Source organism: Planomonospora antibiotica (assembly GCF_014647955.1).
In the GTDB taxonomy this organism is placed as follows: domain Bacteria; phylum Actinomycetota; class Actinomycetes; order Streptosporangiales; family Streptosporangiaceae; genus Planomonospora; species Planomonospora parontospora.
Genome location: NZ_BMQE01000083.1, coordinates 1 through 13,937, shown reverse-complemented (window position 1 = coordinate 13,937; position 13,937 = coordinate 1). Strand labels below are relative to the sequence as shown.

The 13,937-nt window shown below is 70.2% G+C and carries 15 protein-coding genes; 5 read left to right on the top strand and 10 right to left on the bottom strand.

Annotation, left to right across the window (positions count from 1 at the left end):
- From IEZ06_RS34515 to IEZ06_RS34500, 3 genes are all read left to right on the top strand, one after another.
- Window positions 1-280: zinc ribbon domain-containing protein (locus IEZ06_RS34515; protein WP_189240870.1), on the top strand; the 280-nt coding region annotated here is incomplete at its 5' end.
- A 249-nt stretch (window positions 281-529) separates the two neighbouring features.
- A protein-coding gene (locus tag IEZ06_RS37880; RefSeq protein WP_444544047.1) for an IS630 family transposase occupies window positions 530-1,626 on the top strand; the annotation gives its coding sequence in 2 pieces (ribosomal slippage) (window positions 530-1,028 and window positions 1,028-1,626; 1,098 coding nt in all).
- Window positions 1,627-1,685: 59 nt separating this feature from the next.
- Window positions 1,686-2,171 (top strand): hypothetical protein, encoded by a 486-nt coding sequence (locus tag IEZ06_RS34500; protein WP_189240867.1) that lies wholly within the window; start codon window positions 1,686-1,688, stop codon window positions 2,169-2,171.
- A 212-nt stretch (window positions 2,172-2,383) separates the two neighbouring features.
- Here IEZ06_RS34500 and IEZ06_RS34495 read toward each other — a convergent pair whose 3' ends face one another.
- The gene (locus IEZ06_RS34495; RefSeq protein WP_189240866.1) at window positions 2,384-2,623 is read right to left on the bottom strand and encodes a hypothetical protein; all 240 of its coding nucleotides are present in this window, start codon (window positions 2,621-2,623) and stop codon (window positions 2,384-2,386) included.
- A complete protein-coding gene (locus tag IEZ06_RS34490) occupies window positions 2,620-3,006 on the bottom strand; it encodes a hypothetical protein (RefSeq protein ID WP_189240865.1) in 387 nt (128 codons plus the stop codon). Before IEZ06_RS34490 ends, IEZ06_RS34495 begins: the two co-directional genes overlap by 4 nt.
- 172 nt (window positions 3,007-3,178) lie before the next feature.
- Here IEZ06_RS34490 and IEZ06_RS34485 point away from each other — a divergent pair, with 172 nt between their 5' ends.
- Window positions 3,179-4,456 carry an NsdA family TPR-like regulatory protein gene (locus IEZ06_RS34485; RefSeq protein ID WP_189240864.1) on the top strand — a complete coding sequence of 426 codons (1,278 nt, stop codon included), beginning with the start codon at window positions 3,179-3,181 and terminating at the stop codon, window positions 4,454-4,456.
- A gap of 154 nt (window positions 4,457-4,610) precedes the next feature.
- Here the strand turns inward: IEZ06_RS34485 and IEZ06_RS34480 are convergent, their stop codons facing one another.
- The 8 genes from IEZ06_RS34480 to IEZ06_RS34445 all read right to left on the bottom strand — a co-directional run bounded on the left by IEZ06_RS34480 (window position 4,611) and on the right by IEZ06_RS34445 (window position 12,438).
- Entirely contained in the window at window positions 4,611-5,198 is a 588-nt protein-coding gene (locus IEZ06_RS34480) for a hypothetical protein (RefSeq protein WP_189240863.1), read from the bottom strand.
- A 551-nt stretch (window positions 5,199-5,749) separates the two neighbouring features.
- Window positions 5,750-6,733, bottom strand: a complete 984-nt coding sequence (locus IEZ06_RS34475; RefSeq protein ID WP_189240862.1) for a BtrH N-terminal domain-containing protein — start codon at window positions 6,731-6,733, stop codon at window positions 5,750-5,752.
- A 353-nt stretch (window positions 6,734-7,086) separates the two neighbouring features.
- Window positions 7,087-8,340, bottom strand: coding sequence for a cytochrome P450 family protein (locus IEZ06_RS34470; RefSeq protein ID WP_189240861.1), 1,254 nt, complete (start codon window positions 8,338-8,340; stop codon window positions 7,087-7,089).
- Entirely contained in the window at window positions 8,337-9,566 is a 1,230-nt protein-coding gene (locus IEZ06_RS34465; protein WP_189240860.1) for a cytochrome P450 family protein, read from the bottom strand. Before IEZ06_RS34465 ends, IEZ06_RS34470 begins: the two co-directional genes overlap by 4 nt.
- Entirely contained in the window at window positions 9,563-10,159 is a 597-nt protein-coding gene (locus tag IEZ06_RS34460; RefSeq protein ID WP_189240859.1) for a GTP-binding protein, read from the bottom strand. Before IEZ06_RS34460 ends, IEZ06_RS34465 begins: the two co-directional genes overlap by 4 nt.
- Window positions 10,140-10,466 (bottom strand): DUF742 domain-containing protein, encoded by a 327-nt coding sequence (locus IEZ06_RS34455; RefSeq protein ID WP_203872388.1) that lies wholly within the window; start codon window positions 10,464-10,466, stop codon window positions 10,140-10,142. The genes IEZ06_RS34460 and IEZ06_RS34455 overlap by 20 nt, the downstream gene beginning before the upstream one ends.
- A gap of 29 nt (window positions 10,467-10,495) precedes the next feature.
- The gene (locus tag IEZ06_RS34450; protein WP_189240857.1) at window positions 10,496-10,930 is read right to left on the bottom strand and encodes a roadblock/LC7 domain-containing protein; all 435 of its coding nucleotides are present in this window, start codon (window positions 10,928-10,930) and stop codon (window positions 10,496-10,498) included.
- On the bottom strand, window positions 10,927-12,438 hold the full coding sequence (locus IEZ06_RS34445; protein ID WP_189240856.1) for a sensor histidine kinase: 1,512 nt from the start codon (window positions 12,436-12,438) through the stop codon (window positions 10,927-10,929). The genes IEZ06_RS34450 and IEZ06_RS34445 overlap by 4 nt, the downstream gene beginning before the upstream one ends.
- Window positions 12,439-13,446: 1,008 nt before the next feature.
- Between IEZ06_RS34445 and IEZ06_RS34440 the strand changes: the two genes are divergently transcribed.
- A partial coding sequence (locus IEZ06_RS34440) for a beta-ketoacyl synthase N-terminal-like domain-containing protein (RefSeq protein ID WP_189240855.1) occupies window positions 13,447-13,937 on the top strand: 491 nt, incomplete at its 3' end.

Here is a 13,937-nt window from a genome sequence, read left to right as displayed (position 1 = left end):
TGAACTCGTCGTGATCGACCGCTGGTTCCCCAGCTCGAAGCTGTGCGGAGCCTGCGGCACGGTCCGCGGGAAGCTGCCGTTGAACGTCCGGGAGTGGACGTGCGACTGCGGTGCCGTGCATGACCGCGATGTGAACGCGGCACGCAACATCCTGGCCGCCGGGCTGGCGGCGTCTGCCTGTGGAGACGGTGTGAGACCTCAACGGGAGTCCTCCCGGACGGGGCGGTCGTCGGTGAAGCAGGAACCCCAGCGGGCGACCGCTGGAATCCCCCGCCTTTAGGTGGGGGATGAAGTCAAGTGAAGACCAGTTCCACAGCCTCGGCGTTACCGAGCAGCACCGGGCGGATCTGCTTCCGGTAGACCGTCTCCGTGACCGGGCTGCACCGCCCGTTGCGCGCCGTGCCGCTGCTCACCGAGGAACTGACGCGCTACGACGCCACGCACGCCCGGGAACTGGCGCTGCTCAAGTTGAATGCGTGATGTCGGATCCGCATCCGATCGCTCGCGGTGACTGCGATATCACGGAAGTATGCGATACGCGCAAGGCGGCGGGTTCACCGCCGCGGAACAGCAGCGCCGCGAACGACTCCGCCTGCACGCGGCCGAGTCGTTCGCCCACGGCGACACCACCGCGGCCATCGCCCGCAGACTGCGGGTCAGCCTGCGGTCGGTGGAACGATGGCGCCGCTCCTGGCGCCAAGGCGGCAGCCGGGCACTGCGCTCCACCGGCCCGCCCTCGCTGCCGAAACTGAGCGACACCCAGTTCGCCCGGCTGGAATCCGACCTGCAGCAAGGCCCGCCGGCCTGGGGATTCGCCGACCAGCGCTGGACGCTGCTGCGGATCACGACACTGATCGGCCGGCGTTTCCACATCGGCTACACCGTCCAAGGCGTGTGGCGGCTGCTGCGCCGTCACGGCTGGTCGTGCCAGCGGCCCGCCCGGCGCGCACTCGAGCGCGACGACGCCGCGATCGCGGTCTGGAAGAAGGAGGTGTGGCCGGTCGTGGAACGACCGCCGCGGACCTGGGCGCGTGGGTCTGCTTCGAAGACGAGTCGGGCCAGGGGCTGAGGCCGCCCCGGGCCCGCAGCCGGGGCCGGCGCGGATGCACCCCGGTGGTGCGGGTGCGCGGCGGCGGCTGGGGCCGGATCTCCATCGCCGCCCTGACCTGCTACAGACCTGGATGCCGCTCCCGGCTGATCTACCGGCTGCACCTGTGGCGAGGCCGTGACGGTGAGCCCAAGAGCTTCTCCTGGATGGACTACCGCGACCTGATCATCGATGCGCGCCAGCGGCTCGGCGCGCCGATCGTGCTCGTCTGGGACAACCTGAACCGGCATCCGGTGCCGGGCATGCGGGCGTTCGTCGAGCAGAACACCGCGTGGCTGACGGTCGTGCAGCTGCCGTCCTATGCTCCGGACCTCAACCCGGCCGAGGGCGTCTGGTCGCTGCTCAAGCGGGGTGCGCTGGCCAACCTGGCCGTGGCTGATCTGCATCAGCTCGTCCGCGTCGCGAAGAGGGGTCTGAAGAAGATCCAGTACCGTTCGCATCTGGTCGACGGGTGCCTGGCCGAGACCGGCCTGACCTTGACGCCCTCTGCGATCACGCCATCCGACATCACACATTGAAGTTCAGTGGTGCTTTATGGTGTTGCCATCGAAAATATTCCGGGTGTTTGCGTTTCTGTGTGGCGGTCTTTCTGGCCTCCCCTGCAATAAGGTCTAGTGATTCAATGGTGAATTTCAGGTTGAAGAATGGGATTTTTTGGATGTATTTTCATAACAAGGGGAACGTCTTTGTTTTGACTGCACTCCTCGCCTTCGTGGGGATCCCTGCTCTCAATGGGTGTGCAATATCATTATGTGATTCTAAGGCAAAAAAGTATTTTGCTGCGACAAGCAAGGCGATTGAAGTGTCGTTAGAGAAAGAATGGATAAAGGGGTATAGTGAGCTTTCCGGATGTGACTCGTATGACGACCCTTCAGTTTCGATATGGCTAGCCGATGATCTTAGGTCATTGGATGATGTGTCCAGAAAGATGCAGCAAGATGGATGGAGGGTGATTTCTGGAGACCTTGAACTAGAGAAAACGGAAGACGGAATAGTGTTGATTGCCAGAATCGTAGACTCCCCGGTGGAGGGGAAAGTCATAGAACTGCTTCCAGGGGAATAAAGGGCCGGATTTGGTCGTCGCGATCGAGATCAAAACGGCTTGCTGGAGAATCTGCCGCCCCGCTTCCGGTGCCCGGGCCTGGCGGCCCTGCGCTCCGGGTCGGGTTGCCATCGGATGACGTGGCCGGTCTGGGAGGCACCCGGAACGGGGAAGGGCGATGCGGGTGGAGGCGTGGCGGCGCCGTCCCTCCAGATCCACGCCGCCACGCCCGCCTATGAGATGCGATCCCGGCTCGTCGGGATGCGCTGCCAGGGCCGCTGTTCCAGCCGGGTCTCCTCCTCCAGATGACGCGCCAGTTCGGCCGGACTCGTCCCGCCGCGGATCTCGGACAGGCCGTGCTCCCGTGCGGGGACGGACAGAGCGGTGCGCCGCACGGCGTACCAGCCGCCGGCCACGGCCGGGGAGATGATCCACGCCTGTCCGTAGCGCCGCCTCAGTTCCTCCGGCGTCACCGCTGCTCCGGCCACAGGGCCGCGATCAGGTTCACCACCAGGTGCGGATCGTCGTTGCGGAAGGGCTGAGGGCCGGAAGCGGTACGCAGCCACACCAGGTAGCCGGAGCAGGAATCCACGGTCACGGTGGCGTCGCACCCGCCCTGGGGACCGAGCACGGCCAGTTCCGGCGGGAAGCGGTCCACCCAGTAGCGCCGCATCGGCCGGTCGGGCCAGGAGTGGCCGGCCGCGCGGTCGGCGAACAGGCCGAGGCTGATCGTGTGCTGGCAGCGGGCGCGAATGCCCCGCTCTCTCAACAGCCGCTGGACTACGGCCAGTGCCTTGTCCTGGCGCTCCGCCGTGGTCTCGTCCACGGCGGGCGGGGCGGCTCTACAGTTGTCCATGGGTCGCACCTCCTGTGCGATCAAGGGACCCGTACGGCGCTGAGATCGCCTGCGGGTCCCGCTTTTCGCGGTCCTTCCATCACATCGCCGCAGACACGCCCGCTGACAGTGCGAGTAAGGGAGACTGGGGGAGAGACGAGCGGATCCCCCACTCTCCCCCGAGGTGTACGCGATGCGCGATCTTCCGGGTTGGGCCGTACGGCTGCGCGACGAGCGACGGCAACGGCTGTGGACGCAGCGGGACATGGCCAAGCACCTCACCGAGGCCGCCGACGCCCGCACGCGTGACCGTCTGCCCGAGCGCGAGTCCCTGGTCCGCATGATCAAGGACTGGGAGGCGGGCAGGCACCAGCCCAAAGACCCCTACCGCGTCCTGTACTGCCGCGTGTTCGGCACCGACGAGACCGAGCTGTTCGGCGATCGCCGGACGGTGCGGGACCGTACGGCCGCCGAGATGTTGAGCGTGCCGGTCCCCGCGCTGCCGCTGCCGACCATCGCGCCCGATGCGGACCTGTTCGAGCGGATCACCCGCACCGTCGAGCGGCCCGGCCGGATCGACCGGCAGACCGTGGCATGGCTGGAGACCTGCCTGGCCGAACACCGCAAGGTCGAGGACACCATCGGCGCCCGCCCGCTGCTCGGGATCGTGCGCCAGCAGCTCGGCGTGGTGGTCGAGCTGGCCCAGCACGCCCGCGGCCCGCTCGCCGACGCGGTGGTGGACCTGGCCGCGCAGTACGCCCAGTTCGTCGCGTGGATGTCGCTGGACGTCGACGACCAGGCCGCCGCGCTCGCCTGGTACGACCGCGCGCACGACTGGGCACTGGAGATCGGCGACGTGAACATGGCCACCACCACGCTCAGCATGAAGGCCCACCAGGCGTGGAGCGCGGGTAACGCCCGCCGATGCGTACGGCTCGCCGACGCGGCCCGCTGGCACGACGGCCGGGTCACCCCCGGTGTGCGGGGGATGGCCGCGCAGATGGCCGCCCGGGGGCACGCACTCGCCGGCGGCGCCCGGCCTGCCCGCACCTTGCTGGACGAGGCCGAGGCTCTGATCCGCCGGGCCGCCGAGCACGCCGACGACGAGCCCGCGTGGATGTACTTCTACGACGAGACCTGGTTCCGCCTCCAGCGCGGCATGACCGAACTCCAGCTCGGCAACTGGTCCAAGGCGATCGATCTGCTGACGGAAGGGCTGTCCGGCCTGCCGGAGAGCTACAGGCGCGACCGCGCCTGGTACGGCTCATGTCTGGCCAGGGCCCACGCCGAGGCCGGGGACGCAGCGGCGGTGGTAGCGGTGAGCCTGCCCGTCGTGGCCGACGCCGTCGCGTTGAACCGCCACGCCCGTAGGGAGCTGGTCGGCGTCGCAGCCCTTCTCAAACAGCGGAAGTCATCGCAGACGACGACTTTGCAGGAGGCGCTTGCGTCCGCCAGCCGTACGGACTGCTGAGGAACGGTCTCATCGCGTATCGAGGCCGGAGCGAAAACTACGCCAGGCACCAAGTATCGGTGGCGCGGCGCCTTCGGATCGCTCACTTCTCTGACGGGGCGGTCATGTCCTCAATCGAATGAACCGAGACGTCGCTGAGGGATGAAGGGCCGGATCACTGGCAGGCATCCGGGTCCTGTCCTTCGCGATCGAACTCCGCACGGGAGATCGTCGTATCCACCCAAGTGATCGTTGGTGAGGTCTCGTCCAGCTTCTGAACGAAGACCCGGCCAGGTTCGAGCTTCACCAAGTCCTCGGTGGTGAAACTGACGCTGGACGTATTGACCCTGCTATTCCCTCTCCCTTTCCCGCCGGACACGTGGTACATGACTCCAGGCTTCAGAGCAGGTGGTCCCGGCTCCACCGTCCAGCCTCCGGCTGGGGCGTCGAGACGTACCGAGGCGCTTTGCCCGTCGAGATCCGGTGCATGGAACGTCGCGTCCTCGACCCAGCGGGTGGGCGCGGTGTCGCTGGGGAGACTTGACGGACTGCTCTCGCTGTCGGTGCCCGATACGCCGGAGGACGTTTCTTCATGGGAAACGATCACTTCTTCGGGGGCGGTGCCGTCACACCATGCGAGAACGGCGACGGGATGGCCTTGCGCGTCGACGCTGATTCCCACCGATCCGGCTACCGGGGGTACGCACGCTGTGACGCCCAGGGTAACCGTGATCGCCAGTGCGATCCTCAGCCATCGCCGCATATGAGCACGATAGAAGTAATCAGCCTCAGGCCGTGGCTTCGTGATCTTATTGGAGTCTGAGTGTTACGGCGTGGCCGATGCCCACCGCGGGATTCCTTGGGTGACGAACCGAGTGACAACCGCCCTGGACGGTGCCGGACAGCGGTGGATCACTGTGGACCGTATGCGCAGGTGGGAGCGGTTATAGCCCATGGTCCCGCCCCCGCCCGCCTTGCCTGGGGGTCAAGGGGTCGCAGGTTCAAATCCTGTCGTCCCGACAGATCGAAGAGGTCTGTCTCATGTGACGAGGGCGTTTCCACCGAGGGCAAAGTGGCTGGGCTGGTACCGCACCGGCGGAGGTCGTCACGAGTACACGGCGATCCGGGGTGATCAGCTCATCCGGCTGGTCGGTGAGGTGGGGGACGTGGACCGGACGGCCTTGAAGGAGGCGGTGGCGGGTGCTCGGCGCGTGATCGGGGACGGTTCCCCGACCCCGTAGGAACCGGTCGTCCGGATCCCGGCCCGTCCCGGACGGGGAGCGCGCGCCGGGCACGCGGCCGGCCCCCTCCGGGTCACAGCCGACGCAGCACCTGCATGGCGTCCTTCTCGATGCGTGAGAGATCGTGCAGGATGGCGCCGGCCTGCTGGAGGCATTCGGCGTCGCCGCTCTCCCCGGCCTTCGCGATCAGTGCGGACACCTCCGTCCACAGGACGGCGGCCTCGGCGTACAGCCGGTGACCGGTACGGAGGCCGTCGTCGTCGATCAGTTGGGCGCACTCGGCGAGGAAGTCGCGGTAGAGGGTGCGGAACAGGGCGCCTCCGGTGCCTCCCCGCTCCATGAGGAGGGCGGCCTGCGGCAGGTCCCGCTGCGGGTCGCCGGCCCGTAGCAGCCATCCGGGCACCTGCCTGCCGGCCTTCTCGATGCCGCGGTGGCCCAGGTTCGCGATGGGGGCGGCGAGGAAGGCGTCGGCGCAGGCTCTGACGGCGGGGATGATCTGCTCCTGCCAGGAGAGCGGGTGAGCCGGCAGGCTGATGGTGAAGGACCGGTTCCTGGCGGTCATCGGGCCCCGTTCGGCCCGCGCCGCGGCGAGGCTCGCCCGGCTGGTGCGCACCGCTCCGCCCTGCTGGTCGGTGTCGACGAGGTGGACGTCGTGCTCGTCGTAGCCGTACATGGCGACGACGTGACCGCCGAAGTGCACCTTGGAGCGGAAGTACTCCAGGTGGTGGCAGTCGAGCTGGAGGCCGACCGGCCGGCCGGCGTCGACGGGGGCGGCCGCGTTCTCCCACGCCCTGCGCGGTGAGGCGGTCTCCCGGACCGTCAGCGTCAGCCCCAGCCTGGCGGCCAGGTTCCTGGTGAGCTCGAAGGGCTTGACGCGGCCTCCGAGAAAGGGGAACGCCATGCCCCTGCCGTCCCAGTAGACGAAGGACAGGCCCGAGCCCAGCCCGAACAGCATGGGCTCGGACAGATCGAGTCCCTCATGCCGAAGCAGCACCCCCAGCGCCGTCGTCTCGCAGTGGTGCATGCCGCGGGCCTCGACGCCCTTCACGATGGTCATGTGTCCCTCTCATGCTTGCGCGGCGAACGGTCGCACCGTCCCCGTCCCCGAGACGTGATCCCCCGTTGGGGACCGCCGGGAGCAGCATGAGGCCTCCCACGGAGGGAGAGTCCAGCCGTGCGACGGGGCGGCGGCTCCGGGAGCCGGCCTGAACAGGGAGGGCCGTCGCCGAAGGCGCCGGCGGGTCCGGCATTCGCCTGCGCCCGGCCACCGGCATGTCATATGCTCGTCGAGCGCGAGGGAACCCCTGTCGGTCCGGGTGGTGTCGGGTCGCCGTTCCGCCAGGAGTCCCGTCGTCTTCGTACGGCATCGTGCCGGGCGGGCCCGCCCGGCACGATGGATCAGCCGACGAATCAGCCGACCGGTCCCAGCAGGACGGGGAGCTCCCGGTAGTCGTTGCCGATGAAGGACGGCTGCGGAGACAGTGACGTGCGCTCACCGGCCAGGCGCAGGCGGGGGAAGCGCGCGAAGAGAGCGGGCAGGGCGACGCGGGCTTCCAACCGGGCCAGCGGAGCGCCCAGGCAGTAGTGGATGCCGTAGCCGAACGCCAGGTGCTGGCGGTCGGTCCGGTCGATGTCGAACCGGTCCGGTTCGGGGTTGGCCTCCGGGTCGCGGCCGTGCGCGCCGAACGCGATCAGGACCAGGTCGCCCGCGCGCAGGGTGACGCCTTCGCCGAGGTCGATGTCGGCGGTGGCGTACCTCAGAGGCAGGTGCATGATCGGCGGGTGCTTGCGGAGCGTCTCCTCGATGACGTCGTCCCAGCGGGCGGGGTCGCCGAGCGCGACGGCCAGCTGCCCGGGATGGGAGAGCAGCTCGACGACCGCGTGGTCGATCAGCGCGACCGCGGTCTCCGATCCCGCGCCGATCATCAGGATCAGGGTGCTGACCAGTTCGGCCTCGCTGAGCCGGTCACCGTCCTCCTGCTGCGCCGCGAGCAGGAGGCTGGTCATGTCGTCGCCGGGAGCGGTGCGCTTGGCCGTGATGAGGGCGTGCATGGCGGCGAACAGATCGTCGCGGGTACGGCCGGCCTGCTCGGGGGAGGCGCTGGTGTCCAGGATGGCGTCGATGACCCGCAGCATGCCGGGACGCTGGTCGTCCGGGACGCCGAACAGATCGCAGATCACCCGGGTGGGCACCGGGTAGGAGAAGGCGGTGCGCAGGTCGACCGGCCGGTCCGGTGCGTCGGTCCGCAGCGTCTCCAGGGCGTCGAGCAGACCGGTGACGATCGCTTCGACGGCGGGGCGCATGGCGTCGATCCGGCGGGCCGTGAACGCCCGGGCGACCAGGTCCTTGAGCCGTTTATGGTCGGCGTCGTCCGAGGTGAACATGCTCACCACGTCGACCCAGGCGGTCAGCCAGGGGAAGGCCCCGGGCCGGTAGCCGGGCCAGCTCGCCCGCGCGTCCTTGGAGATGTGCGGGTGGACCAGGAGCCGCTTGGCGACGTCGCCCCTGCTGACGGACCAGGCGACGAGGCCGCCCGGCATCTCGACGCGTACGGCGGGCCCGCCGGCGCGCAGGTGCTCGGCCTGCTCGTACAGGAGCCGGCCGGTCGTGTCGAGCACGGCCGGGGTGCCGACGGCGGTGCCGGTGCCGGTGCTGGCGGTCATGTGGAACCTCCGGGGGGTGAGGTGGTGAGGGCGTCGGCCGGTTGCGGACGGAAACGAACGCCCAGGGCGGCGGGGCACTGGTGGAAGGGACCGTGCCGGTTGGGGACGCCGGCGTCGGTGAGCTCCAGGTCCCAGAGCCGGTCGAGGAGCGTCTCGATGGCGGTCTGGGCGATGACGGCGGCATGGCTGTCGGCCGGGCAGCGGTGCGGACCGGCCGACCAGGCCAGGTGGGAGCGGTTGTCGTGGCCGAGGCCCGGCGGCAGCTGCGGGTCGGTGCCGGTGGCGGCGTGACTGATGAGGATGGGCACGCCGGGCGGGATGGGGACGCCGTGCAGCATCGTGGCGCGGCGGGCGAAGTGCACGGCGAAGTTCGCCATCGGCGAGCGGGTCCACAGCACCTGCTCCATGGCGCGGCGTACGGTGACCGCGCCGCCGGTCAGGTCACCGGCGTAGGCGTCGTCCTCCAGCAGCAGCCGCAGGCCCGAGGCGATCCAGGCGGCGGTGGGGATGACGCCGGCGCCGACGAAGCAGAACAGCTGCTGGAGGATCTCCTCGGGGGCGAGCCTTGCGGGATGGGCGAGCATCCAGGAGGTGAAGTCCCTCCCCGGCGCGGTCTTCTTCATCTCGATGAGCTCGGCCAGGCACCGGGCGAAGTCGGCCGCGGCCTGCATCGCCTCCGGGCCGGCGCTGATGAGGCCCTGGGAGCCGGCGACCATGCGGCCGACCATCGGGGCGGGACAACCGAGGATGTCGGTGAAGACCAGCAGCGGTATCGTGTCGGCGAACTCGGTCATCAGGTCGGCCCGGCCGGCCGGGGCGAAGCGGGCGATGAGCCCGAGCGAGTGGCGCTGGGTGCTCTCCCGGAGTTCGTGCAGGTCGATACGGGCCACGCAGTCCTCGATCGCTCCCCGGAGCCGCTCGTGTTCGTGCCCGTCGGCGTAGAGCAGGTTCGGCCGGTAGGCCATGATCGCCAGGACCGGGCTGTCGGGGGGGACCTGCCCGCTGTGCAGCGCGGCCCAGGAGCGGCTGTCCTTGCTGTAGGTGGCGGTGTCGTTGAGCAGCGTGAGCGCGGCGCGGTGGCTGGTGACGACCAGCGCGTACACGGCGGGGGCGATCTCGGCCCACGCGACGGGGCCGTGGACGCGCAGGGCGGCGTAGGCGTCCTGCGGCCGGGCGGCGAAGTCCTCGCCGAACAGCTGGGGGATGGGGGCCGGGTGCTGGGTCATCGGGCGGGCTCCGGGCGGGGACGGCTGAGGATGTCGGTGACGAGGGAGATCAGCCCCTGCTTGGCCGACTCGCGCGTGCGCGCGTCCAGCCACACCAGAGGCCTGTCGTCGGTCATGGTGAGCGCGTCGCGCAGGGCGGCGTCGTCGTAGCGGGGCGCGCCGTCGAAGTGGTTGACGGCGACGGTGTACGGCAGGCCGGCGGACTCCAGCAGGTCGATCGAGTCGAAGCTCTCGTCGATCCGCCGGGTGTCGACCAGGACCAGCCCGCCCAGGGCGCCTTCCATCAGCGAGTGGACCATGCGGTGGAAGCGCGGCTGACCGGGGGCGCCGAAGAGGTAGAGCACGATGTCGTCGGCCAGGGTGACCCGGCCGAAGTCCATGGCGACGGTGGTGGTGACCTTGCCCCGCAGGCCGCCGAGGTCGTCGACGAGTTCCCCCGCGCGGGTCATCCGCTCCTCGGTGCGCATCGGCCGGATCTCCGAGACGGTTCCCACGAAGGTGGTCTTGCCGACCGCGAACGGGCCGAGGACGAGCACCTTCACCGAACGGGCCCGGTCCGGCACGTAGCGGCGGTCAGAGCTGCTGGAGTCCATGCAGAACCCTTCTCAGGAAGTCCTCGTCGTGCTGGTCGGCGGTGGCGGTGAAGGGCGCGCGGGCGACCAAGTGCCCGCTGTCCACCAGACCGGAGACGATCACCTTGGTGACCGCGCCGGGAAGCCGGAGGTGGTGCGCCACCTCCGAGACCGACAGCACTCCGGGCAGGCACAGGTCCATCACCCGGCGGGCCTGCGCCTGCAGGCCCGCCAGCGGCGGCTTGGGGTCGGCGATGAGCAGGGTGGCCTCGTCCAGGCTGGTCCGCGACGGGGTGGCGCGGCCGCCGGTGGCGGTGTAGGAGCGCACCACGCCGTTCCTCCGGTGCCCGCGCGGGCTCATGCGCCGCCGCTTCGCTCGCGGGCCGCCAGCACCGGGCGCAGTCCGGCGATCATCTTCAGGGTGGCGGTGATGGCGAGCGCGACCTCCTGGCTCATCGAGCCGCCGCGTACCGCCACGCCGAGGCCGGTGCGCTCGCCGGCGGCGAACAGCAGGACGGTGAAGTCCTTCAGGTCGCTGACCACGTGCCGCATGGGCAGCGGGGTCCCGCGGTCGGGCAGACCGCAGAACGCGGTGAAGTCCCCCTGCAGCGACTTGACCCCGCACAGGGCGGCCGCCGCGCGGTCGGCGTCGTCCCTGTCCAGGCCGTCGGAGGCGGCCAGCACCAGCCCGTCGGTGCTGAACAGCAGGGCGTTGACGACGCCGGGCTCCTCGGTCAGCCTGTTCAGGACCCAGGCCATGTCGGTGGAGTCGGCGGTGTGCTGGTCGCTCATGTCCGGGAACGTCCTCCAGAGTCGGTGTCGCTGTCGCCGTAGCCTTCGCTGAGCGCACGGCGCATCTGCTCGAAGCCCTCGGCCAGCGCGGCGGGATCGCCGCTGTCGGTGAGGGCCTCCTGGCTCGGGAGCGAGAGCCGGGGTGCCGCCTGCGGGTCTCGGGGCTGTCGCTTGGGCAGCCCCAGGGCGGTCGTGAGCGGTGCCGCCGCCCCGGCGGGGCCGGTGTGCCCGGCGGGTTCGGCGGCCACGGGCCCGGCCTGCCCGGAGGCCGGGGCGGCCTCGACGGCGGGAGGGTCCGAGGGCGCGCCGCCGGGCAGGGTGGGCCCGTCGAGGTTCCCGGCGGGCGGTACGGCGGGGGCCTTCCGGGAGGCGGGCCGGGACCCGGCCTCCGCGGTGGACCGGCTCATGAGGCCGTCGGGCACCACGAGCACGGCCTTGACGCCGCCGCCGGCAGAGGGGGCGCTCACGTCGACGCGGAACCCGTAGTCGTGGGTGAGCCGCCCGATGACGGCGAACCCGAGCTTGCGCTCGTCCTCCAGGGTGGTGACGTCGAAGACCGCGCGGTGCGAGAGCAGCCGCTCGGCGGCGGTCCGCTGGAAGTGGTTCATGCCCAGGCCGGTGTCCTCCACCACGATGCGGTAGCCGGCCTGCACCCGCTGCACGTAGACGCTCACCGGGTCGCTGGAGTAGTCGGTCGCGTTGGCCAGCAGCTCGGTCAGGGCGACGACGATCGGCTCGACCACCCGGCCCTCGACGAGCAGCTCGCCGACCTCGGGCAGGTAGGTGTGGTCGACGCGGTCGTAGGGGCCGATGCGGCCGCGGGCGCTCTCCACGATCTCGCGGAAGGTGCAGTCGGCCCGCTGCGTCCCCGGCCATGAACCGGTCAGGATGCGCAGGCGCTGGACCGTGTGCAGGCTCCGGGTCGCGACGTGGTCGATGTCGATGAGGCTCTGGTGGTAGGCGCTCGCGGCCGGATGCCTGTCCAGCTCCTCGTCGATCTTGATCTGGAGCCGGGTCAGGAAGGCCTGCGCCTCGTCGGCCATGCCGCGGACGCCGGCGCGGGCCGCCCGGCCGACGCCGGCCCGGGCGCTCTGCAGCGCCTCGCGCACCAGGTCCTCGACCGCCTGGTGGAGCTCCTCGAACGGGGTGCCCTTCAGCAGGGGGTGCAGGAGGCCGGGAACGACCACGTCCGAGCCGGACCGGGTCTCGGCGTCCAGCAGCGCCGGGAGCCGCTGCCCCACCAGGTGCCGGGTCTCCTCCAGCGCGGTCTGGTACCACTCGGCGTTGACGGTGATCTGCCGGCGCAGCTCCTCGGTGTCCTGAGCGAAGAGCAGCTGCGCCTTCTCCAGGTCCCGCGCCGCCTCGATCCTGGCCTTGACCACCTCGTCCTCGGCGGCGTGCCGCGCCCGGACGGCGGCGTTCCTGCCCCGGGTCCGCACGGCCAGGGCTCCGCAGGCGGCGGCCAGCCCGCCGCCCAGCAGCACCTCTGCCACGACGTGTTCGATCATGAGAGTCCTTGAGCTGAGGGGCCGGGCACGTGCCGGAGCCGGGGCCTGCCGGACGGCGGGCCGAATCCCCGATCGCGGGGCGACGCGCGACAACGGATGCCCCCGAACCGATCCGACCAGTGGCCTTGTCAATTACGAACGCGACTCGATAATGGAATCGACGATAAACGCTAGCACGCTGTCATGTGATTCTCCACCGCTTGTCATATGTCTCGACCGGCCGTATGCGCTCTTGTTCGGAGTGTCATTCTGTGTGCTTTGGCGACCGGTGGCGGTGCGTCATGGTCAACCGTGGGGGCGGGCGCCGGTTTTGTGCACGGTTCGACTGCGGCCGCTCACTGTGTGATTGCGCCGCCCCTGTGTGATTGTTTCGCCACTGTGCGAAGAAGGGTCTGGCCGGGCGGGCGGGGAGGGGGTTTCCGTCCGCTCGGACGGGCCTCGGTGAGGTCTTCCGCCCCTATCATGCGAGAAATATTCACTTTTCCCGGGTGTGCCGGGGTCCGTTTTGGCCGTCGGGTGCGCTGAATGGTGGCAGGTGGGTTCGGACGCGTCCGCCGCCGTGTTCCGCCCGCTTCTCGCTGAATCGACAGCTGATTTCTCTCCCGGGAAACCCCCCGGGGTGCGGGCGGCCATCGGGATGCGAAACACCGGGGGAATGAACGGTGCTCCCGGTGGTCCCGGTACCGGGAGGCGGCCGGCCGGACCCGTGCAGCCGGAGCCTCTTGTGCGCGGTGCCCTTGAGCCCGTGGAGACCCGGGGTGCCCGCGACCGGCGGCGTCCCGTCCCGCGGGCGGCCGGCCTGCTCGCCCGCGGGGATCCGCGACACGACGGGCCCGGGTCCGCGGGCGCGCGGCGGCGACGGGGGGCGCAGGATCCCCACCCGGCGGTTCCAAGTCCGATGCCTCCGGATCCCAAGCCGCCCGCAAGCGTCCCCAAGTCCTTCGCAACGCCGGACCGGCAGCGTGACGACAGATACGAAAAGGAACGAAAGATATACAAGGGGATCAGATGAACTCGTTCGATGACGGCCGCTCCGGCTCCGAGCCGATCGCCGTGGTCGGCATGGCCTGCCGGCTGCCCGGCGCCCGCTCGCCGGAGGCGCTGTGGGACCTGCTCCGCCGGGGGGAGAACGCGATCTCCGAGATCCCCGCCGACCGCTTCCCGGTCGAGGAGGTCTTCCACCCCGCGCCCGGCACGCCCGGGAAGCTGTCGTCCCGCTACGGCGGGTTCGTGGCGGGCATCGACGAGTTCGACGCGGAGTTCTTCGGCATCTCGCCGCGCGAGGCCGCCGCCATGGACCCGCAGCACCGCCTGGCGATGGAGACGGCCTGGGAGGCGTTCGAGGACGCCGGGCTCACCCTGGAGCAGATGCCGGGCCTGACCGGGTCGGTGTTCATGGGAGTGATCACCAGCGACTACTGGGACCGGCAGTCCGGGATCGTCGACGAGCTGGACGTGCACACGGTCGCGGGCAGCACCCGCGGCGGCAACGCCGGCCG